This is a genomic window from Aminobacterium colombiense DSM 12261 (genome assembly GCF_000025885.1).
Taxonomy (GTDB): domain Bacteria; phylum Synergistota; class Synergistia; order Synergistales; family Aminobacteriaceae; genus Aminobacterium; species Aminobacterium colombiense.
Map to the genome: position 1 here is coordinate 1,555,043 of NC_014011.1, position 22,093 is coordinate 1,577,135.

22 protein-coding genes and 1 tRNA gene are annotated in these 22,093 nt (G+C 45.8%); 2 read left to right on the forward strand and 21 right to left on the reverse strand.

From position 1 onward, the window contains the following. Nucleotides 1-5: 5 nt before the first annotated feature. From dprA to AMICO_RS10065, 11 genes are all read right to left on the reverse strand, one after another. Nucleotides 6-1,112 carry a DNA-processing protein DprA gene (dprA, locus tag AMICO_RS09980; protein ID WP_013048903.1) on the reverse strand — a complete coding sequence of 369 codons (1,107 nt, stop codon included), beginning with the start codon at nt 1,110-1,112 and terminating at the stop codon, nt 6-8. After that, nucleotides 1,109-2,611 (reverse strand): YifB family Mg chelatase-like AAA ATPase, encoded by a 1,503-nt coding sequence (locus AMICO_RS07780; protein WP_013048904.1) that lies wholly within the window; start codon nt 2,609-2,611, stop codon nt 1,109-1,111. The genes dprA and AMICO_RS07780 overlap by 4 nt, the downstream gene beginning before the upstream one ends. Then, complete coding sequence (locus AMICO_RS07785) at nt 2,608-2,979, reverse strand: YraN family protein (protein WP_013048905.1); 372 nt, start codon at nt 2,977-2,979, stop codon at nt 2,608-2,610. Before AMICO_RS07785 ends, AMICO_RS07780 begins: the two co-directional genes overlap by 4 nt. 166 nt (nt 2,980-3,145) lie before the next feature. Beyond that, nucleotides 3,146-3,733 (reverse strand): ribonuclease HII, encoded by a 588-nt coding sequence (locus tag AMICO_RS07790; RefSeq protein ID WP_013048906.1) that lies wholly within the window; start codon nt 3,731-3,733, stop codon nt 3,146-3,148. Further along, nucleotides 3,718-4,554 (reverse strand): YlqF/YawG family GTPase, encoded by an 837-nt coding sequence (locus AMICO_RS07795; RefSeq protein ID WP_013048907.1) that lies wholly within the window; start codon nt 4,552-4,554, stop codon nt 3,718-3,720. The genes AMICO_RS07790 and AMICO_RS07795 overlap by 16 nt, the downstream gene beginning before the upstream one ends. Before the next feature lies 1 nt (nt 4,555). Continuing rightward, on the reverse strand, nt 4,556-5,095 hold the full coding sequence (gene lepB / locus AMICO_RS07800) for a signal peptidase I (RefSeq protein WP_013048908.1): 540 nt from the start codon (nt 5,093-5,095) through the stop codon (nt 4,556-4,558). A 97-nt stretch (nt 5,096-5,192) separates the two neighbouring features. After that, the gene (locus AMICO_RS07805; protein WP_148211350.1) at nt 5,193-5,630 is read right to left on the reverse strand and encodes a hypothetical protein; all 438 of its coding nucleotides are present in this window, start codon (nt 5,628-5,630) and stop codon (nt 5,193-5,195) included. A 64-nt stretch (nt 5,631-5,694) separates the two neighbouring features. After that, entirely contained in the window at nt 5,695-6,249 is a 555-nt protein-coding gene (locus AMICO_RS07810) for a 2-oxoacid:acceptor oxidoreductase family protein (protein WP_013048910.1), read from the reverse strand. A gap of 4 nt (nt 6,250-6,253) precedes the next feature. Further along, complete coding sequence (gene iorA, locus AMICO_RS07815; RefSeq protein WP_013048911.1) at nt 6,254-8,122, reverse strand: indolepyruvate ferredoxin oxidoreductase subunit alpha; 1,869 nt, start codon at nt 8,120-8,122, stop codon at nt 6,254-6,256. Then, nucleotides 8,122-8,538 carry an acyl-CoA thioesterase gene (locus tag AMICO_RS07820; RefSeq protein ID WP_013048912.1) on the reverse strand — a complete coding sequence of 139 codons (417 nt, stop codon included), beginning with the start codon at nt 8,536-8,538 and terminating at the stop codon, nt 8,122-8,124. Before AMICO_RS07820 ends, iorA begins: the two co-directional genes overlap by 1 nt. 144 nt (nt 8,539-8,682) lie before the next feature. After that, the gene (locus AMICO_RS10065; protein ID WP_244392477.1) at nt 8,683-9,096 is read right to left on the reverse strand and encodes a CoA-binding protein; all 414 of its coding nucleotides are present in this window, start codon (nt 9,094-9,096) and stop codon (nt 8,683-8,685) included. 137 nt (nt 9,097-9,233) lie between these two features. Here AMICO_RS10065 and AMICO_RS07830 point away from each other — a divergent pair. Next, nucleotides 9,234-9,321 (forward strand) — tRNA-Ser (locus AMICO_RS07830). A gap of 141 nt (nt 9,322-9,462) precedes the next feature. Here AMICO_RS07830 and AMICO_RS07835 read toward each other — a convergent pair. Beyond that, nucleotides 9,463-10,452, reverse strand: a complete 990-nt coding sequence (locus AMICO_RS07835; protein WP_013048914.1) for a magnesium transporter — start codon at nt 10,450-10,452, stop codon at nt 9,463-9,465. A gap of 486 nt (nt 10,453-10,938) precedes the next feature. On the opposite strand from AMICO_RS07835, the gene AMICO_RS07840 reads away from it, so the two are divergent. Then, a complete protein-coding gene (locus AMICO_RS07840; RefSeq protein WP_013048915.1) occupies nt 10,939-11,961 on the forward strand; it encodes an ornithine cyclodeaminase family protein in 1,023 nt (340 codons plus the stop codon). A gap of 90 nt (nt 11,962-12,051) precedes the next feature. Here the strand turns inward: AMICO_RS07840 and lepB (AMICO_RS07845) are convergent, their stop codons facing one another. The 9 genes from lepB (AMICO_RS07845) to AMICO_RS07885 form a co-directional block, all read right to left on the reverse strand. Continuing rightward, complete coding sequence (lepB, locus tag AMICO_RS07845; RefSeq protein WP_013048916.1) at nt 12,052-12,570, reverse strand: signal peptidase I; 519 nt, start codon at nt 12,568-12,570, stop codon at nt 12,052-12,054. Between the two features lie 173 nt (nt 12,571-12,743). Then, nucleotides 12,744-14,414 (reverse strand): formate--tetrahydrofolate ligase, encoded by a 1,671-nt coding sequence (locus AMICO_RS07850; RefSeq protein ID WP_013048917.1) that lies wholly within the window; start codon nt 14,412-14,414, stop codon nt 12,744-12,746. A 116-nt stretch (nt 14,415-14,530) separates the two neighbouring features. Then, complete coding sequence (locus AMICO_RS07855; RefSeq protein WP_013048918.1) at nt 14,531-15,154, reverse strand: cyclodeaminase/cyclohydrolase family protein; 624 nt, start codon at nt 15,152-15,154, stop codon at nt 14,531-14,533. A 6-nt stretch (nt 15,155-15,160) separates the two neighbouring features. Next, on the reverse strand, nt 15,161-16,081 hold the full coding sequence (gene ftcD / locus AMICO_RS07860) for a glutamate formimidoyltransferase (protein WP_013048919.1): 921 nt from the start codon (nt 16,079-16,081) through the stop codon (nt 15,161-15,163). 89 nt (nt 16,082-16,170) lie between these two features. Beyond that, entirely contained in the window at nt 16,171-17,214 is a 1,044-nt protein-coding gene (locus AMICO_RS07865) for a DctP family TRAP transporter solute-binding subunit (RefSeq protein WP_013048920.1), read from the reverse strand. 83 nt (nt 17,215-17,297) lie between these two features. Continuing rightward, the gene (locus tag AMICO_RS07870) at nt 17,298-18,575 is read right to left on the reverse strand and encodes a TRAP transporter large permease (RefSeq protein ID WP_013048921.1); all 1,278 of its coding nucleotides are present in this window, start codon (nt 18,573-18,575) and stop codon (nt 17,298-17,300) included. Between the two features lie 15 nt (nt 18,576-18,590). Further along, a complete protein-coding gene (locus tag AMICO_RS07875) occupies nt 18,591-19,133 on the reverse strand; it encodes a TRAP transporter small permease (RefSeq protein ID WP_013048922.1) in 543 nt (180 codons plus the stop codon). 18 nt (nt 19,134-19,151) lie between these two features. Beyond that, a complete protein-coding gene (locus tag AMICO_RS07880) occupies nt 19,152-20,312 on the reverse strand; it encodes a M20 family metallopeptidase (RefSeq protein WP_013048923.1) in 1,161 nt (386 codons plus the stop codon). 107 nt (nt 20,313-20,419) lie between these two features. Then, nucleotides 20,420-21,955, reverse strand: coding sequence for a helix-turn-helix domain-containing protein (locus tag AMICO_RS07885; RefSeq protein ID WP_013048924.1), 1,536 nt, complete (start codon nt 21,953-21,955; stop codon nt 20,420-20,422). Between the last annotated feature and the right edge of the window lie 138 nt (nt 21,956-22,093).

A 22,093-nucleotide genomic window follows, 5' to 3' on the forward strand; every position in this document is an offset into this window, starting at 1 on the left:
CTCCTTTACTTGGGATCGATAGAGGCCCTCCAGCGACCGGGCCCAGATTGATAGATAAGATTTAACGCCGACAAATGACTTATGCAAGAGATAACATCGGCGGCAGTCATTTTACATTCAGCAGACAGGTTGTCAACTGTCCGATCTCCATGAATTTGAAAAAGATTGAGAATTTTTTGCTCTTTTTCTGTTATATCCAATTGATTTTGCCTGTTTTTCCGCACATCAGAACCCCAAAGATCAAGCTGTTTCGAGCATAGGGTTTCAGCAAAATCGGAAACATCGATAAGGGGGTTAGCTCCGTCAAAAAGAAGTTTGTTAGAACCCTTGCACACTTTTTCATCAATACGTCCTGGAACAGCCCAGATTTCTTTTCCCAGGTCAAGGGCCAATTGGGCTGTTACTATGGCTCCGCTTCGAACAGGAGCCTCAACCACAACAATTACATCTGCCAACCCAGCTATAATACGGTTTCGTTTCGGGAAATGCCAGGGTTTAGCATCAACCCCTAACCCATATTCAGTAATAAGGGCCCCCGAACCAACAATCTTGCTAAAAAGGTCCTTATGCTGCCTTGGATAAATACGGTTGTGCCCATGAGCCAGAATTACTGCTGTTTCTCCACCAGACTCAAGACACCCACCGTGAGCCGCCCCATCGATGCCAAGAGCGCCGCCGCTCAACAAGATGCAACCCCGCTCAGCCGCAACACGTCCTAAAGCACGAGCTACCTGCTGGCCATAAAACGTACTTCTGCGAGTTCCCACAACTGCCAGCATAGGTTTTTCAAGTCTCGAGCGTCCTCGTACAAAAAGAACCAAGGGGGCATTTTCCATGGTCTGGAGAGAAGGGGGGTATCCCTTTTCTCCATAATATAGCACCTGAATCCCCATGGAATGCCATCTATTTTCTTGTCTTTTCACCCATTTAGACCTAATTAAAGAAACAATGCGCTCGCAAGCTCCCGGTGAAAGAGCTCCCCGTTGTTCTTCTGTGAGATTTGCGGAAAGCAGAGCCTCCATACTTTCTTCTGTGGCAACCAGCCTATTCCATAAACGGCTATCTGCTTCCAATGCGTTCATCAATAAAAGGGCTTGTTGCCGCGGCGTCATGAAGAACCCCCCCCTCCCCTATAGGCGAGAGCTTCTGATATGTGCGGAACCCGTACCCGAGAAGAATTATCAAGATCAGCAATGGTCCTGGCCACTTTTAAAACCCTGCTTATGCCTCTGCCCGAAAGACGCAGGTTGTCTGCCATCCGGATTAAAAATGGGCGAACGTCGGTGCCGAGGTTGAGCTCTCTTTTAATGATGCGCTCTGGAAGTTCAGCATTGCAGTGAAAACCATACTTTCTCCATCGCAATCGCTGTTTTTCCCTTGCCTCACACACCCTTTGGCGGACAGTTTCACTATCTTCCCCACTCTGATCTTCAAAAGAAATCAATTCTTTGGGCAGAAGGCGCGGAACTGAAACATGCAGGTCAATGCGGTCAAGTATTGGGCCGGAAAGGCGCTTGCTATATCTTTCTTTCTCATAAGCTGAACAGCTGCATGACTCCACCGGGTCACCAGCCCAGCCGCAAGGACAAGGATTGCATGCTGCCAAAAGCAATACGCGACAAGGAAACTCTACCCTTCCAGCCGCCCGGCTAACAACGATACTTCCATCTTCAAGGGGCTGCCGCAGTGCCTCCAGAAGATCCCGTCGAAACTCCGTAAACTCATCTAAAAAAAGTATACCTCGATGGGCAAGACTTATTTCTCCTGGACGCAGGGAGGCTCCTCCGCCGCATATGGCCACAGTGCTCGCTGTGGGATGGACTATATGAAAAGGAGGCTCAAGGGACGGCTTATAATCTGGCCTTGCTGAGCTGTGTATCTGAAGGCTTTCTAAGAGCTCTTCATGGGAAAGGGGAGGGACAATCCCCCGGATTGCTCTGGCAAGCATGGTCTTCCCACTCCCTGGAGATCCGATAAAAAGCAAATTATGATGACCGGCCGCAGCTATTTCCAAGGCTCTTTTTGCCCCGGCCTGTCCTTTGATATCCGCAAGGTCTGGATTGGGAATATTTTTCTGCGAAGGCAAACGCTGTTTTTCCAGGGGCAGCAAAATCTCCTCTCCTTGCAGATGATCAAAGAGTTGGCTTAGAGTTGACAGGGCATAGGCCTCTACGCCTGGAACCAGAGAAACTTCAAAAGCATTCCCCCTGGGAACAAAAAGAGGCATTCCAAGGTCTCGTGCCAAAAAGGCAGCAGGGACTGCCCCTCTCGTTTTTCGCAATCTGCCGTCAAGGGACAGTTCCCCCATAAAAAGGGTGGGGCTTTGCAGTGAAATGACGCCTAGTTGTTGAGCGATGCCAATAGCAATGGGAAGATCTAGAAAAGCCCCTTCTTTGGGGCAATCGGCGGGGGCAAGATTGACGGTTACACGGCCGCGGACAGGTATATCAAGGTTCCTTAACGCGGCTCGAACCCTCTCGCGAGATTCCCGTACCGCCGCATCCGGGAGCCCAACTATACCAATGACAAAAAGTCCTCCCGTTATCTCTACTTCCACTTCTACTTTAAGAGCCCGCACTCCCTGGAGGGTGATGCCGTAAACAGGTTTCATGATAACATCATTCCATTGGTAATATCAGAATAATGTTTTACCGTATAGGAGGACATATTATTATGGCAAGTGATCCCCACGAGATCTATTCTCCATATTCCTGACCATTGAACCTGATCTATATAAAGAAAGCCGGTTCTGATAAGTCGCCTGATCTTTACAGGCCCTACAGATTCTTCCGGAGGCATAATGCGTCCTACAGATCGGGTGCGGACTTCCACTATGACAAGTTCTTTTTTATCCATGGCTACAATGTCCAGCTCTCCCCGAGGAAATGAAACGTTACGTTCAATAATGCGCCACCCCTTTTTCTGAAGGAACGCACTGGCTGTTTCTTCACCCCAACGGCCAAGTGCAACATGATCCATGGTTTTATCCATCTCCTTTGTCAAGTTGTTGAAAAGCAAGAACAGCGCTACGGCCTTGTATCCGCAGCGCCTTTCACAGTATGAGCTTAACCCTGGTGATTAGGATTTATCCTTTTAGGGATAACCGGGATGGTTGCTTAATACCATGCCAGAAAAACGCCCCAGATTACTCAGGAGAAACAGTCTTCCACGTAAAGCTTCTGCGATGAATGGGTGACAGCCCAAACTCAGTAATACGACGACGATGATCCTCTGTGGGGTAACCTTTGTGTTTGGCAAAATTATATTGAGGATAGGCCATATCCAGAGCAACCATAGCTCTGTCTCGAAGAACTTTAGCTACAACAGAGGCTGCCGCCACTTCTGGTACGAGACTGTCGCCTTTGGGTATCGCCTTTTGTGGATAACTCCTAAGCCCGGGGATAAGGACACTGCCGTCTACAATGACTTCCTCAAAAACGTGAGGTAACTTGTTCACTGATCTGCTCATGGCCCATAAGGTAGCCTGCAAGATGTTCATTTGGTCGATACGCCGAGGGGAAGCAGCCTGGGCTCTCCATGCTACTCCAAGGCTTACCATTGCCTTAAAGATTTTTTCACGCTTTAAGGGCGTAAGCTTTTTTGAATCATTTAATCCTAACGCTGCCAAAGCATCAAGCTGAGAGGGTGTTAGAACAACAGCCGCCGCTACAACTGGACCAGCTAAAGGGCCGCGGCCTGCCTCGTCTACACCAGCTATTACTCTATTTCCCATGGATATCGCTCCCCTGGCCACTCCAATGTTATTCGCCCAAGTTTACCCGTAGAAAAGGCATCGAGAAAACGCTGCCCTGCCAATAAAAGATCAACACGGCCGCCGCTGACAAGACATCCTAAACGATGGCCTATTTTCTCAAGAGTAACGAGTGGCTCTTCTTCCACATTTTCTATATTCCACTTTTTTTCAACAAGATGCCAATGTCCTCGCTCTTTTAAATGCTCAATAAGGGAAAGTGCTACGACATCCGTGCCGCCAATAACTTCCGCTTTGCTGCAGCCGAGCCAGGCAAGGCGGCGGTGTACCTCGTTATGTGAACGGGGGTCAAGAATGCCTGGAGAATCTACAGCAAGGATATCTTGCCCTTTATACCATGAAACCCCCCTGGTAATGCCAGGAACTCCTCCAACGGGAGCTCGTTTTTTACCTACTAGAAGGTTTAGGAAAAGGGATTTGCCCACATTGGGGATTCCCACAACAGCAAGACGAAGTTCACGGTGAGCAGGCCGAAGTTTCGCAAGGTCCCGACGCAATAATTGTATTCTCCCCTCAAGAAAATTGAATGCCCAGGCCTTTTGCTTAATAGACGAAAAAAACTGAAGCCATGCTTTTGTAGCCCCTTCCTCAGCAAGGTCTGCTCGTGAAAGTACAATGTAGACGGGACAAATTCTGGAAAGCTGATCTGACATTGGCGAAGAGGTAAGATGAGGAGCCCGCGCATCTCGAACTTCTAATATAAGATCGAGCTTTTGAACCAGTTCTTCTAATTTGCGTTTCCCTTTTGCCATATGGCCCGGGTACCAGACTGTACGTGGCATATTAATGCACAACTCCTATTCTGCGAAAAGGCCAGTATCGGAAAAAAACTGGACCTCGAATATATTCTTCTGGGACAAACCCCCAATAACGACTGTCCTGTGAATGCGATCGATTATCCCCCATTGCAAAATACCTTCCCTCGGGAATTCTTATGGGAACCTGAGGAAAGAGAATGTTTGGGAAAAGTGAAAAATCATCTCTCCACTTCACATATTTTTCATGAAGGGGCTTTTCATTGATGTAAACGATCCCGTCTCTAACATCGAGGAAGTCTCCAGGAAGACCAATTATTCGTTTTACAAAATCACGCTTCGGGTCGAGGGGAAATTTAAAGACAAAAATATCTCCACGTTCTGGCTTTCGGAAAGAATACCAGAACTTGGCCACAAGAACCCTATCTCCCGGCTCAAGGGTAGGGACCATGGATCCGCTGGGAATCCAAAAAGCCTGTACTATAAAAGTCCGTAAAATAAGAGCGATAACAAGAGCCCATAAAATAGTCTCAACAAACTCTCTCCACCAAGGCTTCCCCTCTGCCATCCAACTGTCCCCCTTTTCTATAAAAGCGCTGTTGGAATTGTTTTTTTATACTCCTGTGCTTTCAAGATTTCAATAGAAATAAATATATTTTTTACTTTTATTTAATGCTGATAAAACTGTGAAGGGAAACAACGACTGAACAAACTGTTTCACCTGACTGGGGTGCGGTCATCACCTCTAGAGCAAAAGCGGGAGAAACTGTGTGCCATCGCGGACTATAGGTACACACGCGATTAAATGATGCCATTTGAAACCAGGCTTTTCCACGAGAATCAAAGATCTCCCTTTCTCCTGTGTCCCAAGTGATTCTTACCTGATCCACAGGGCGATCTCCCGGTAAGAGGCGAATTTCACAGGAATGTTGCTGCAATCTCCCTTTACACAGACGGGACTCGAACCATAAAGCAAGGCGTTCCGCTTCTTTATGCGCTTGTTGTTCAGGAGACCCCAAAACAGAGAGAGGGCGGAAACGTGTAACTACTGCCCCTGATATTGCCAGGGTGATGGCAAGAACAAGAATTACTTCTATAAGCATTGTTCCGCGGTGAGCAAAGGGAGGGAGCTCAAAAGAGCCCCCTCGCAAAATGCTCCTTTTTTTGTTAAAAAATGGCATCGTAACCGAGGTTTAATACCTTGAGGTTAGCGTCTGCAAATTTTTCTGGGGATAACTGCTGAATAGCCTGTCGAACCTGGTCTATTTTTACGGTGCTTACGTCACATGCGCAAAGAGCTCCAAGAATAAGAACGTTCAGAAAAAGGAAATTCCCGCCCATGTGCTCTTTGAGTATATCGTACCCTTTTATTTTGAATACCTTAATATTTCTCTTTTTAAGATACTCGTTGAGATGGGTATTTTCAAGGGCCTTTTCGTCAAAAATATTTACTAACAGGCTTCCTTCTTCCCTTAGAAAGTGAAGGTTTCGTATGGCTTCATTTTGATCAAAAGCAAGAAGGATGTCCGCTTCACCAGTTTTTACAAGGGGGCTCTGGTAATCTCCCACTTTAAAATGACTGATAACAGACCCACCACGCTGAGCCATGCCATGAACTTCACTTCCCATAACTTTTTCGTTGCGGGACATGGCAATATGACCCAATACTTTTGTGGAAAACAAAATTCCCTGTCCACCTATACCTACGATGACATATTGCATGGGCCTACACCTCCTCCATAGCAACTATGGCCCCGTGTGGACACACCTTCGAGCAAACGCCACAAGAGACACAGAACCGTTCATCGATGTATGCCTTCTTACCGGCTTCATCGAATACAAGCCCAGGGCAATTAAAGAAATTAATACAGAACTTACATCCAATACACTTTTCAGGATCGACCTTCATAGGAATCTTATCCTGTTTTTCCCGCAGTAGCATACAGGGGTGTTTGAATATAAGCACCGCTGGTTCCTGGTGGGCTTTAGCATACTCCCACGCATCTTTTACAAGTTTTTTCCCTTCCTCTACATCATAGGCTTCAAGGGTTTTAACGTAATTCACGCCACACCCGCTTACAACCGAATCTATTTCTACAACCCTGCCCTCGTCCCCCTTTCGGAGCTTTTCACCCACAGATGGGTTAGACTGAGCTCCTGTCATAGCCGTGGTCCTGTTATCGAGGATGCACAATACAAAGGCATGTTTGTTGTAAACGGCACTGACAAGCCCAGGAATACCCATATGGAAAAAGGTCGAATCCCCAATGGTAGAAACGATGGGCTGTTCTTTACCTGCCACCTTATGAGCAAGATAGAGTCCCGACGCCATAGTCACAGAAGCACCCATATCCATAACTGCATCTGCCCCTTTCTGGTTAACTGAAAGGGTATAGCAGCCAATATCTGAAGGATTGATGGCACTGGGAATGGCCTGACGAATAGCAAAGACACTCGCTCGATGGGGACATCCGGGACAGAGCATCGGTTTCCTCGGCGTTATTTTAAGATCCTCTAGAGCAGCCTTTAAATCACTGTCGGCACCTATCTGTTTTTCTTCTCCAAGAGATTTAAGAATAATTTCTTCTATTACTTCCGGCAGAAGCTCTCCTGCTCTCGGCACATACCCGTTCCATCGGCCTTTAACCTTCGTGCGATCAAGAAGCTGCATCTCCACAACCGGGTAGGTTTCTTCAAGAACGAGAACATTGCTATGGCGATCAATGAAATCAGAAACCATCTTAATAGGGAGAGGAACGGGAGTCCCTATTTTTAATACAGAAACGTCATCTCTTCCCATTGCTTTAAGAATATCAACAACAATAGAAAAGGAAACGCCAGAAGCGATAATGCCGAGCTTCGCCCTTCCTTTCGCAGGAACTTCATAATTGTATTTGCTATACTTTGTTTCAAAGTCTTCCCGGATTTCATCGTTCTTCTGATTCAATTTAGGGTGATTTATACGCACGCTCGCAGGAAGGCAGACCCACCGGGCAGGATCTTTTTCGAACCGTATTTCTCTATCAAGCTTGATTACTTCGTTGAGATCTACATCCTGCCGGCAGTGGTCTACACGAACGCTCGGCCTGAGTATTGTGATGATATGGTACTTTTCAGAAAGATCGAATGCATCGAAAACCATCTCTTTGGCCTCAGCTGCTGTAGCAGGGTCAAAACAAGGCACTTTTGCAAAATATGCAAAAAACCGACTGTCCTGCTCAGTTTGAGAACTGTGGGGGCCCGGATCGTCAGCCACAACCAGCAACATTCCGCCTTTCATATCAAAATGGGCTGCGCTCATAAAAGGGTCAGCCGCAACATTAAGGCCCACCTGCTTCATAATCGCACAAGACCGCACTCCTGAAAAAGCAGCTGATGCCGCCATTTCAAAAGCTACTTTTTCATTAACGCCCCACTCAACAGCAGTGGAAGTCCCCAGTTCGTCTGCAAATTTGGCTACTGCTGGCAGAATCTCCGAAGAGGGAGTTCCTGGATAAGCCGTAGCCACTCCACAGCCGGCTTCCACAATACCGCGAGCTATAGCTTCATTGCCCAAGAGTATTGCTTTTGTGCTCACAGTACATGCCACCTCCATTATTTTTCATCCATAAATGATTGGATCATGGTGTAAAATGGATGCTTTGCCCTAAGCAGTTTCCCCTCTTTATTAATAAAAGCATGACGAGTAGCACCCTCAGCCAACAATCTTCCATCTCCTTCCCTCGTAACTCGATAGCTAAAACGTATGCTGGACACCTTAAGCTCATCGACCCATGTAGTGATATTGATACGGTCATCGTAACGGGCAGAGGCCTTATAGCGGCAGGAAGCTTCTACCACAGGCAAAAGAATCCCTTCTTTTTCCCAATGAGAGTAAGGGGTGCCAAGAATACGGCAATACTCGGTTCGCCCAACTTCAAACCAGGTCAGATAGTTGGCGTAATACACAATTCCCATTTGATCTGTTTCACTATAACGGACTCGTAAAGAAATGGTGACTTCCTGAGACAAAGAGGAACCTCCTTAGACGGAAAAGTAATGTGCAAAGGATTTCAGGATGATTAAAAAAAACCGTCCTTTCTAGAATTATATACCATAGACACAAAAAGTGTGAAAATTAAAAGCTTGGAAAAAGTTTGTATAAAGTATTCTAACTTACAAAGTAAATTTACAATGCTTGATATGGGCGGCCATTATGCAATCATGGTTCACAACAGAAAACCCCTTGTCTTTGAGCCATAATTCCAAGGCTGCATTTTCTGTTCCTGGCTGAAACCAGACAACGGGGTGTTCTTTCTTTCCTTCCAGTTCTTCAGCTATAGGCTGCTGCAAAGAAGGAGAGAGGAAAAAAACAACTATATCAATGGGTTCTGATAAATCTGAAACAGAACCTGCACAGGGGCAATCGAGTATCATCTGGCCTTTGTATGCTGGATTCACTGGATAAAGTCTATGTCCAGCTGCCTGGAGATATTTCATAACCTTATACACAATTCTATTTTCCTTCAGGGAGGCTCCTATAATCGCAATAGCAGATGGCTTACAAAGATACATCCTTACTATGTCCATTTTCTCCACATTAATCCCCCTCTGTTTCTCTATGGTTCGCAAGAAATTCTTTACATTATATCCTTTCTTTATAACTAAAAGGGTTGTCGGCCGCATAAGCAATGTGTATAATACATGCCCGGGCACATGCCCATTGCGGAGGACTGGCCGAGTGGTCGATGGCGGCTGACTTGAAATCAGTTGAGGTGCAAGCCTCCAGGGGTTCGAATCCTCTGTCCTCCGCCATTTTAGAAATATTATGGGTTATCAAGATCGATCAGAAAAATCTTGATAACCCATTTTGTTTTAGCGTGAATTAATTGCCTCTAGAAACACTTTCTTTTCAATTGCAAATAAACCCGCAAAATACAAACTGACTGTTTTCTTTTATCTCAAGAGCGCTGTCGCAATGCAAAAGTAGCTCAGAATAGATAAGAGATCCTGAACTACAGTTGCCAAAGGCCCGCTTCCAAAGGCAGGGTCAAGAGAGAGGGTGTTCAGCAAGCATGGAAGCATCATAGCTGCCAATGTGGCTGTGGAACAGGCGGCGAAAACCGATAATCCTACGCATAAAGCAATGCTAGGGATTCCCCAACGCCACCACACCAATGGACCCGCTACCGCGGCCAGAGCCAAACCAATCGCCAGCCCTGCCAATAGTTCTCTCATTACCATTCTTTTCATTTCAACACCTACCGAAAGCCCCCGTACTACAACGGTTTCAGTTTGAGTACCCACTGCATCCGCCAGATAAACAATGCTCGGGATGAAAAAAGCAAGCATTACATTCTGCTGAAGCTGTACCTCGAACCAGCCAACAAAATCTGCCGCAAGCAGTGCCCCTCCGAGGCCAACCAGAAGCCATGGAACACGATGCTGAAATCGGCGCTGCACCGGTTCTTCACTAGTGGAGCGAGCCTCTTCAGTACTCCTTGTGAAACCTCCCAAGCGCGATAGGTCTTCCTCATGTTCTGCTAGCAGAACAGCAAGAAGTCGGTGAGGGGGGATAATGCCAACAAAAAGCCCATTCTGGTCTACAACCGAGAGGGCAGACTCCTTGCTCTGGACAGCTTTCCATGCGGCAACCTCCTGGTCTACTCCGGGAGCGACAACCGGCGCCTTCCGATCCATAATTTCCCCCATGAGAGTTTCGCATTGAGCGGCAAATAGGTCCTCTATCCTGATAACACCAAGGAATAGACCTTTTTCACCACAGACTACTACATGGCTAGCTATCTCATACTGCCGCCCTGCCATCATCTGGCGTACTTCACCAGCATTCTGATTGGGCAACACAATCGGTACTTGCATGAAAGCATGCTGGGCAGCGGTTTCAAAGGTTATATGATCGTTAACAAGCTGGGAATTTAATAACATAAACTTCCCTCCAATCAACGATATTTCATATTGCGCCCCTTGCTTCTAAGCCAATTATCCTATGATTTTTTACAGAATACTTAAAAGGTTCAATAGGATTCTGCAAGAAAATTAGGGTAAGATATATAAAAAGCTTCACCCAATAGATAAAAAAGATTGATTAAGCCAGAGCAAAAGAGACCGCAGTAATACAATTGATGTGCTTCACATCATTATAAGAAAGGAGGAAATGACCTATAAAAATGCCGTGAAGGGGCCCTTTACAGACTTCATACTACCACTCTAAAATGGCAGATACTAGATGCTAGAAGAACAAACAGGCAGTGTGCGTAGGCAAGTTACGGCGTATCAATGAACGGATGACAGGATATTAACTTGTTAAGAGCTTTAATCTGGAAAAATAACGGCATAGCAGATTATTTCCCAATTTGAAACGGTCTAACATAGACTGCACAACTATATGAACAAAGAAAGGAATTAATCACGATGACCAACAAACTTGAGATACTTTTTTTGAGCGATAAACAAGTAAATGAACTCGCAGCAAACAACATGTCAGAAGTAATGCATGATATGGAAAGAGTTCTTTCTCTCTTTGACAGCGGAGATGCGATGTGCCCTGACAAAGCCGTGATGCCATGGGGAAAGACCATTGAGGATGAAAACACTCTAGGCAGACTTAATGCTATGCCTGGATATATAGGCGGCGAGTATGATATGGCTGGCATCAAATGGATTGGAAGCAGCCCTCAGAATTACAAGATCGGACTGCCAAGAGCAACGGTTCTTGTAATATTGAATGATCCTATCACCAAGATTCCCGTCGCTATTTCTGACGGCACCACAGTCAGCGCGAAACGAACAGGTGCTGTTGGCGGAATTGCCGTAAAATATCTTTCGGTTAAAAATGCGACCACAATGACCATATTCGGTGCCGGCGCACAGAGCAGAACACAGCTCGAGGCGGCATTGCTGGCTCGTCCTTCCATTAAAACCGTCTATATCAATGACGTCATGTTTGAGCGCGCAGAGACCTTTGCCAACGAGATGAGCGAAAAATACGGTGTGGCAGTTACCGCGGTAAAGGAACCTGGGGAATACTGTAAAAAGAGCGACATTATCATTACGGTCACCATCGCCTCTGAGCCCATCGTTCATGCAGACTGGATCAAGAAAGGCGCACTGATGATGAACATGGCCGACTACGAGTTTACCGATGACTGCGTAAGGCTGGCAGATAAAATCGTCGTGGATAACTGGAAGAACATAAAACATCGGAAGATCAGTACTGTCGCCCTTATGTACGACAGGGGGCTCATAACCGATGGAGATATAACTGCACAAATCGGAGAGATTATTAACGGTAAAAAGCCTGGGCGCGAAAACAATAATGAAACCATCTATTTCAACGCAGTGGGTATGGGAATAGAGGACATAGCCGTAGTTACCCGTGCATACAGAAAGGCTCTGGAGCAAGGTGTTGGCACGAAGGTTCCTTATTGGGAATAGTCATTAAAATATAAGGGGCTATAATGAATTGGACAAATAATTCATTATAGCCCCTTATATGCTTTGCCATTGCCGCCATTCTATTGTCTTCTACTTGGGAATTCCTATTCTAGATAAAGGCCAGAAGCGGAAAAATGCAGGGCCCCTCAGTTCATCCCTGGAAACAAAACGGTGGTCCCAGAAACGTCCATCCCATGAGTTGGGCCTGTTGTCTCCAAGCATAAAGTAATGTTTTTCAGGAACAATCGTTGGTTCCATCGACATTGAATCATGATTCCTCACATAGGGTTCATTAAGATTTTCTCCATTAACATACACTGCCCCATTTCGAATCTCCACCGTTTCCCCTGGCAATCCAATTATCCGTTTTACAAAATCTTTTTTAGGGTCATCAGGAAATTTAAAGACAACGATTTGGCCCCGTTGAGGTTCAGAAAACCGATACCAGAACTTTGCAGCCATAACACGATCACGTATCTGCAGAGTGGGAATCATAGATCCACTCGGGATCCAGTATGATTGAACGACAAAGGTACGAAGAACAAGCGCAAGAGCTACGGCCCAGAGTACTGTTTCGAGGGCCTCGCGCCACCAGGGTTTTACAGCCATAGAAATACCTCCACCTCGATTATGTATTATGCCTTCTATTTTATCCCTTCCTAGAAGATTTTAGTGGTTTTTTTGACGGTAATTCTTAGAACTACCACAAAAACATAAAAAAAGGCGATTGGCATCATTATAACGATGCCAATCGCCTCTAAAAAACATTCTAGTATCTCAACTTAGAATAGTCCAGTAATATTACCGTCGTTATCTACGTCGATCTTCATCGCAGCAGGAACCTTGGGAAGACCGGGCATCGTCATTATTGATCCGGTTATGGCAATAATGAATCCCGCACCTGCTGACAGTCGTACTTCGCGGACAGTCAGTTCGAATCCTTCCGGACGCCCGATGAGGGCCGGATTGTCAGAAATAGAGGCCTGGGTTTTCGCCATACATATTACAAGATTGTCTTTTCCAAGTCGGTGAATCTCTTCAAGATCCTTTTCCGCCTGAGCTGTATAGGTGACACCCTTCGCTCCGTAAATTTCCTTAGCAATTTTTTCGATCTTTTCTTTCGGACTCTGGGCCACGTCGTAAAGCGGGTGGAAAGAATTGGGTTTCTCTACCGCTTCAAGAATCCGCTCTGCAAGTTCTATTCCGCCTTCGCCTCCCTTTGCCCAGATCTCTGAAAGAGCTACTGGGACACCGAAAGCAGCACAGCGCTCGTGAACAAGCTTCAGTTCAGCTTCTGTATCGGTGGGGAAACGGTTAATGGCCACAACGACCGGAACTCCAAACCCTTGCATGTTTTCGATGTGCTTCTCAAGGTTAGGAATACCCTTGGACAGTGCCTCAAGGTTTTCTCCGGTAAGTTCGCTCTTCGCTACTCCGCCGTGCATCTTCAGCGCACGGACCGTGGCCACTATGACTACAGCTGAGGGATGAAGGTTTCCCTCACGGCATTTAATGTCAAAAAACTTCTCTGCGCCGAGGTCGGCTCCAAAACCCGCTTCTGTAATAAAATAATCAGAAAGTTTAAGCCCATACTTTGTTGCCTGAATGCTGTTGCATCCATGGGCAATATTGGCAAAAGGGCCACCGTGGACAAAGGCCGGAACGTGCTCAAGGGTCTGCACAAGGTTGGGCTTCAATGCATCTTTCAGCACCACTGCCATAGATCCCTGTGCATTCAGATCTCCAGCGGTAACGGCCGTGCCATCATAGGTATAGGCCACAACAATTTGGGCAAGCCGCTCTTTCAGTTCTTTAATACTCTCAGAGAGACACAGTATAGCCATAACTTCCGAAGCCACTGTGATATCAAAACCTGACTCACGGGGAACTCCGTTTGTTTTGCCGCCCAGACCAACATTGACATAACGAAGGGCCCGTTCATTGAGGTCAATAACTCTGCGGAAAACAACTCGGCGCGGGTCGATGTTCAATGGGTTGCCCTGATGCAAATGGTTATCAAGCAAGGCTGCTAGCAAGTTGTGAGCTGTCGTTATGGCATGAAGGTCGCCAGTGAAGTGAAGGTTGATGTCTTCCATGGGAACAACCTGAGAGTAGCCTCCGCCTGCCGCTCCTCCCTTCACTCCAAAGCTTGGGCCAAGTGAGGGCTCCCGAAGGGCGATGCTCACTTTTTTCCCTAGCTTCGCAAGTCCCTGAGCCAATCCTACTGTAGTAGTAGTCTTGCCTTCACCAGCTGGCGTCGGCGTAATAGCAGTAACCAGCACAAGTTTGCCATCGGGACGATCCTTGATCCGATTCCAAAGGCCATAGGTTACCTTAGCCTTATATTTCCCATAAAGCTCCAGTTCTTCTTCGTCAATTCCCAGCTGCGCGGCCACCTCAACGATGGGCTTCATTTTGGCACTTCGCGCAATTTCAATATCGCTCAGCATCATTAGTAGCACTACCTCCTCTGTTTGTTACAGCTTATATACCCCATAAAGGACATTAAGGGGCAGAATTAATTCTGCCCCTTAATAGGGAACAAACGTGAAAACGCTTTAAAAATAACTTATAACTTGGCGTCTACTTTTTCTTGGACTGCCTGGCGAAGGCTCATGCCTTCATCAAGCATTTTCTGAACGGCAGCCTTTTTTTCTTCCACATACGCTTCATCTTTGATGGAAGGAAGGTTTATCCGCACATTCATAACAGCACCTTCAAGGCCTGCAAGGGCCTGAGCTGCTGCTACTCCCATGTCGCTCACGGCGTTGATATTGCCTTTATCCACAATACTATCAGCCAGGCGGATCACGGCAAGACACTCTTCAGCGATAGAAAAAGGAGAATCACAAGCTCCTTTAAAAGCGTTCTGAATGGCAGCCTTTCGAGCAGCTTTATCTTCATCTGTCTCTTTTTTCATCTTAAAGGCAGCCATTACTTTGTTGAAGGCTTCTGTATCGTTATCAATTCTTTCAAGCAAGCTGGCATAGAGGCTCTCTGACTTTGCCCGCACCTCAACCATATCCGATTCATAGGCTTCGTATCCTTCCTTACCAATGGTCAAATTACAAACCATAGAGATAAGGCCTGCTCCTAAAGCTCCTGAGAGAGCGGCAACACTTCCGCCGCCTGGAGCCGGCGAATCAGATGCTAATTCTTTTACAAAAGCCTGTAAATTCATTTCTACCAACATACCACTCTACTCCCCATCATCAAGAGCAAGGATATTGTTCTCTAAAATCTGGTTCGGATCAAAATCTACAACTCGAAGGAAATAATGAGCACAGTTCAAAAGGGCTTCCTGAGGAAGTGTACCACAGAACTGAGTTCCAATTATGCACAGTCCATATCTTTTAGCCTCATTTTCAATAACCTGGAAGGCCCGGTAGACTGGAGTGTTGACATAATCAAACATGTTCATGGAAACCGCGACATTATCATAACCATCAGGTTTGAAGGCAACGGCACGGATTGTACTGAAGCCGCCACTTGGCCCCCTCAGCATTTTAGCAATTTTCTTGCCAATTTCCAAGTCCGTTGTATTTAAAATCATATTAACAGCCACAAGATTGCGAGGTGCGGCACTTACGATAGTAGCACCTGCTGTTGGATGAAGTTTTGCAGGACCAAGGTCTGGGCAACGCTCAGGAGTATGGGCAACCTCTTTCAATCCCTCATACTGCCCCTTACGGATGTAGGCAAGCTCTCTGCGCTCTGGTGTTCTGGCATTCTCGCCGCTAAAATAGACAGGCACCTGAAATCTCTCCCAAACTTCCTTGCCAATTTCTTCTGCGAGAGCCGTGCACTCCTCAAGGGTAATGTTATGAAGAGGGAAAATAGGAATTGTATCCTGAGCACCGATACGAGGGTGTTTCCCTTCCTGTTTCTCCATATCGATAAGCTCGTAGGATTTTGCGGCCATATTTAAAAGCGCTTCTTTCAAAGGCCCTGGCTCTCCAAGGCACTCAATAACTGTTCTATTAAAGTCAGCATCAGGAAAATAGCCTATGAGTTTTACGCCTTTCGCGTTGCGAATCTGATCAACAACGGCCTCGTAAACCTCCTTGTCTCTCCCGTTGCTAAAATTAGGTACTGCATGTACATACTGCTTCTTTGCCAATTCTAGTTCCTCCAATCAGTTCTTTAAATCTAAAATAAACTGCATGTTGCTATACGGATTCTCTCCCGTATATTTCAGAAGAATCCTGCTTATTTCCCTGCCAGTTCCTTTTCTGCCGAAGCCATCTCCGCGCGGAAAGTTTCAAGAAGGTTTTTCGCAAACTCGGGGTCGCCAGAAAGTTTAAAGTACGTTTCGTCTGCCTTTTTAGCTATTTCACGGAAGCGCATTCTCTGTTCCTGATCAAGAACAAGAAGCTCCTGGCCAGGCTTAAAGGCTTTGACCATCATGTCGAGACGTTGGTCGTTGAGTTCCTGCTGAACTTTGTAGACGTAGGGACGAAGCTCGGCAACGCACTCTTCTACAATCGCCTTGATATCTTCGGGCAGGCCGTTGTAGAAATCGGCATTAGCAAGGTTGTGCATAATGTAGTAATTATGTTTGGAAGCAACAAGATATTTCTGGACTTCCATAAATTTCATTTCCTGAATGATGTAAGGAGCATTTTCCTGTCCTTCAACCATATTAAGCTGAAGAGAGCTGTACAGTTCTGTAAAGGAAAGAGGTGTTGGGTTAGCACCATAGGCTTTGTAAGTTTCTACAAGCATTTCGGAAGGCATAACCCTAATTTTGAAACCGGCAAAATCTTCTGGAGTAAGGAGGGGTTTGTTGGAAGACCAGTACATAGCACCTTCGCTGAAGTAAGAGAGTACTTTGAGCCCCTTTGCTTCATATTTGGCCGCAAGATCGACATTCAACGCTTTGCTTGACGCAAGTACCTTCTCGTTGAGCATATCGTCATCGGAGAAAAGAAACTGAAGAGCGAAGATCTGGTTTTCTGGAACAATAGCGCCGCACTGCCCAGGGCCAACAAGTCCGAATTCAATAGCGCCGTTCAGGCAGAGCTCGAACATTTCTGTAGGAGTCCCCAGGGTACCTGAAGGGTACACATCAAGGTGAATCCTTCCATTAGATTTCTCAGCGAGAAGACGGGCAAACTCGTTTGCATAAAGATCAGCAACACTTCCTGCAATTTCCTCACAGGCGAGACGCCAGTTGTACTCGGCTGCTACAGCCGCACCAGAGAGCGCGAAAACAAATGCAAAAACCAGAGCTAAAACACGTAATTTCCTCATAGCTATTACCTCCTGTTTACTAATTTAAGGCATTGTTCTATGCCTTACACTAAACTACCTACATTCCCCAGCTATTACTTTATTTATCTAGCAACTGCCATATCCCGCAAGAACAACGCTATTTGAGGGAAAAGCACAAGCAAGACGGACACCAGTATCAGAATGAACACAAACGGAGGTACACCTCGCACAACGTCTGTATATTTCTGCTTAAAGATCGCTATGGCAGTAAAAATATTGCACCCAAAAGGGGGCGTTGTAGACCCAATAGCAGCCTGCAGGGTGACAATTGTACCTACTAATACGTTATCAAGACCCGTAGCATCTATGGCCGGCTTGAAGATTGGCGTGAGGATCATGATTACCACAATGGGGTCAACAAACATACATCCCAGGAAATAAGCGATGGAGAGAACAGCCAGAACACGAAGAACAGATGGATCCGTTCCCAGCAGCGGGGGAAGAATCAAATTGGGGATTCTGGCAAAGGAGACTGTCCAGGAGAAGGCTTGTCCCACCGCTATAAGGATAAATACAATAGCCGTAACGATGCCCGTTCGTAACGCAAGCTTAGGGATATCTGACAGCTTTATAGATTTATAGATGAAATATTCAAGAACGAAAGCGTACAGCACAGAAACTGCCGCCGCTTCAGTGGGACTAAATATTCCAGAATAAATGCCTCCAAAAATGATTATGGGGAAGGTAAAGCCAAGTATGGCTTCTTTAAACGCTTGCCACCTTTCTTGGGAGGTCGCTCTTTGCATGCTGTGTTCCTTTCCCGAGATAAACCAGCAATAGATAGAAAAGAACAACAGGATGAGAAGGCCCGGGCCAACACCAGCGATAAAGAGCTCGCCTACAGAGGCTCCACCTACAACGCCATAGACAATCATATAGATACTTGGTGGAATGAGCAGAGCAATTATAGCTGCATTAATTATGAGTGCTGTAGAGAAGGAGGGGGTATACCCGGCATTAATAAGCATGGGACGAAGAGGTCCGCCTATGGCAACAACTGTAGCCTGAGTAGAACCTGAAACGGCTCCAAAGAGAGTACAGGCTGTCGCTGTAGCTATAGGAAGCCCGCCTCTTTTATGCCCTACAATCTTAACAACGAATGACAGCAGCCTATTTGCAATTTCGCCAGAGGTCATAATATCCGCAGCTAAAATAAACATAGGAACTGCGGTAAGAGAGATCGGCTGGACGCCGCCTATTATCTGCTGTATAAGCATTGATGGGTTAACATTCGGAAAGTTTAGAATCAGCGTTAAGAACGCTCCCGCTGCAAGGGGCACCATCATAGGAAATCCCAATAGCAGCAAAATTATCATTGTGCCCATAAGAGTCAATAGCATAATAAGGTTTCCCCCCTAAAAGTCGAAGGACTCTTGGTCCTCAGCGTGCCCTTCCAGTACAGTTTTTGAAACATAAATCCCTTCATGAGTCATATTTTTTATGGCTGCTAATATATACTGGACGCCAGTCATAACAAAACCCACAGGAACCCACAGCATGATTAGATAGAGGGGTATGCGAAGACCTAGCGTCTGTTTTTTGATCTGGGCAAGCTTGGCTACATATATGTATCCGTACCAGCTCAGATAGAACATCAGAGCTGCGGTCCCAATACAAACAATGATCATTAAAACCTTGCGGGCCTTTGGTCCTAAAAAGTCGGAAAGGGCCGACATTCGTATGTGTGCGCCGTTTCGCGCCGCATGGCTCATGCCAACAAAGGTGACCCAGACAATGGTAAACTGGGTTACCTCTTCAGCCCACGTGAAGCTATGGTTTAAAAGGTTGCGGCTAAGAACATTGGCGATGGCTACGAACGCCATAACGATAATGCTCCAGGAAACAGCGAATCTTTCAAACCGTTCACAAAGGGTATCCAACAAGCTAAAATATTTCATTATAAAAATCCCCCATTTTCACTGTCTGGTTTTCGCATAGAGCGCAAGGACTTCTCCCATGCGAATAACAGAGTCGATTCGTACATACTCATCTGGTTGATGGAAAAAAAGCTCATCCCCTGGCCCAAACATTACAAATGGAACTCCTAGAGAAGGAATAAGAATAGAAGCATCGGTAAAATAATTCAGTCCTGTAGTTTTCCATGGAATATTCAGATCCCGATAAATGTTCTTCAATGATTGGACGAGAGGAGCCCCTTCATCCATGCCCACTGGCTGTCTATTTTGAATGACTTCCAGAAAAACACGAACATCCCTGCATTCACTTTCAACGCAGCTCGCACATTCATTCATTTCTCGACAGAGCCAATCATGATCTACGCTAGGGAGAGTTCTGATGTCCAACGTACCTTCCACATAATGTGGAACAACGTTGCATTGATCGCTTATAGCATGAAGAGACGTTACTAAACACGTGGTATAACCGAGAAGATCGTGTTTCTTTTCATTTGAAAATAAGGCTTTTATAGTTTCTGCGATTTTATTAAAAGCAAAAAGAGCGTTAATTTGAGCATCAGCCATTGCGGCATGAGCTGATTTTCCTTCAGTTTTAACACGAAGCCAAATAGCACCCCGTTCAGCCAACCCTATTTTCCCATTGGTGGGTTTAACAATAATAATTTCCTCTACTTTGTCCAAAAAACCGCCGCCTACAAGAGAGAGTGCCCCTGTTCCCCCATCTTCCTCATCAGCCGTAAAACAAAAGAGAATGTCCACGGCAGGCTTGGACTCTTCCTGAAGGAGGGATAACGCTGCGAAAATAATCGAGGCCAAGCCGCCTTTCATATCTGCTGAACCCCGACCATATATAAGACCATCCACGATTTCTGCTCCAAAGGGTGAGTGGGTCCACTCCTTCGCGTCCCCTACGGGTATAGTGTCAAGGTGTCCTAAGATGGCAACACCCCGACTCCGATCCATTCCTGGAATAGTGACTATGAGTGAAGCCCTATTGTTTCCATGACTTATTATTCTTTTTTCAACACGATCTTCCGGGAATAATGAGGAAATATAAATCGCGGCGTCACGCTCATCGCCAGAGGGCTGAGAGGTACGTATACGTATAAGTTGCTGTAGAATAGGGATGACCGTTTCGCTTAACGTAAAACTTTCTTTCATCACCAGACTCCCACCTTTCGTGGGAATTGTATAGGATGAAAACCTTCGGGGCATTATTGTAAATTGATAAGTTTTATTTCGTCTTTTTGTCAAGTTTTGACAAAAACTCAGAATACGCCAAGGTCATATAATTTAAGGGCCAGGGCTATATCAAAGCGATGATCGCTGTTTTCAGGATCAAAATTCAGGAGTTCGTTTATCTTCTTGTTCCGGTATTTAATTGTATTGTAATGGAACTTCATTGCCTCTGAAGCATGCTTAATATTCCAGTTGCACTTGCTTAGAACCCTGAGCGTTTCGAGAAGCTCTCCATTGCATCCCGAATCGTGCTCTATAACTTTATCCAGCATGTTATGGCAGAAAAGAGCCGCTTCATGATTTTGGGATATCATGGAGAGCAGTTTCATAGCCCCCAAGAATTCCCAAAACACCACATTTTGAGCATGGGATAAGAGTTTGGCAACTCTTTGAGCCCCAATAGCCTCTCGATAGCTCTCATGAGTGTTTAACGGATCTGGCTTGTAGCCCCCCACGGAGACAAGGATTTGGCACCGAAGCTCTCGCATGGCCTCTTCGTTCAAATGTTCCGCCACTTTGACGATGTTATTTTGAAAGGTTTTAGCGCCACTGTCCGGATCTGGCGGGGAAAGAAGGAAGACCACCGACTTTGTTAACAACGTATAAATGGACTTTGGGAAAAAAGCCAGGAATTTGGATCGCAATGTGGAAAAGAAAACCTGTAGTTCTCTCTCTCCTGATTCGCCGCTCTCGGTTATCATTTCAAGGGTCACTGCCACAACACCGTTAACGGGGCTCCAGCCAAAGGTCCGCGACCGGCTCTCTAGTTCTTCCATTCTTTGTACTTTGTTATAAATTAGGTCTCTCACAAATTCGTCGATATAGTTTCGCTCTACCTTCTGAGCTGATATTTTTTTCTCTATGGCAAGCTTCACCGCAATGAGAGTGTTTTCCACTGCGGATCTCTCAAAAATGGTGAGCTCTCTCTTGGGCTGATGGGAGCGGTTAAGGATAAGGTACCCGCTTACCGCGCCCCCCACGCGCACTTCCACATGCTCGTGAAGCCGCATTACTTCTTTTAAAGGGTATATTTTTACATGTTCTTTGAATTCGTCGGAATAAGAAGCGACGAACAATTTCTTCTGAATCATGTCTCGATAGGCTACGCCGTATTTTATGGCGTCACGGAGGGCCCAGAGAATGCGTTCTATGTCGCCGTCGTCCAATAAAATATCGGCAAAGGGCGAAAAGGAAGAATACAATCCTTTTTCTTCGGCCACCAATTCATTGCGGAGGTCGAAAAGGACATCGAGGAGCACGTGATCGGAAGAGATGTGAAACAAAGGAATCCCTTGCTCGTCTGACAAACGAACAAGTTCGAGGGGGAGGTTTCCCTGAAAGGCAACACCAGCTACGCCGGAATTAAAAACTTTTGTTAAAAGAACCAGGTCACTTTTTCCATTATCTCCAGCCCATCTTCCAACGATGAAGGATCCTAAAGAAAACTCACGCCCAGTTCTAACATCATCCAAAAGCATAACTTTATCTATTTTTTTATCAAGACCTTTTTCTCCTGCGAGCAGGGGAAAACTGGCTAGAGTCTTACACGTACGTACTGTAGACAAAAAAGGATCTCACTCCTCAAAAAAAAGATTGTAGTATTGTAACATGAAGAGGAAAGAATAAAAAAGGGTCTCCTTATAATTAACAATTAATTACAAGGAGACCCTTCTATCGTTTTCTCTCTTGCCAATCGTATGTGT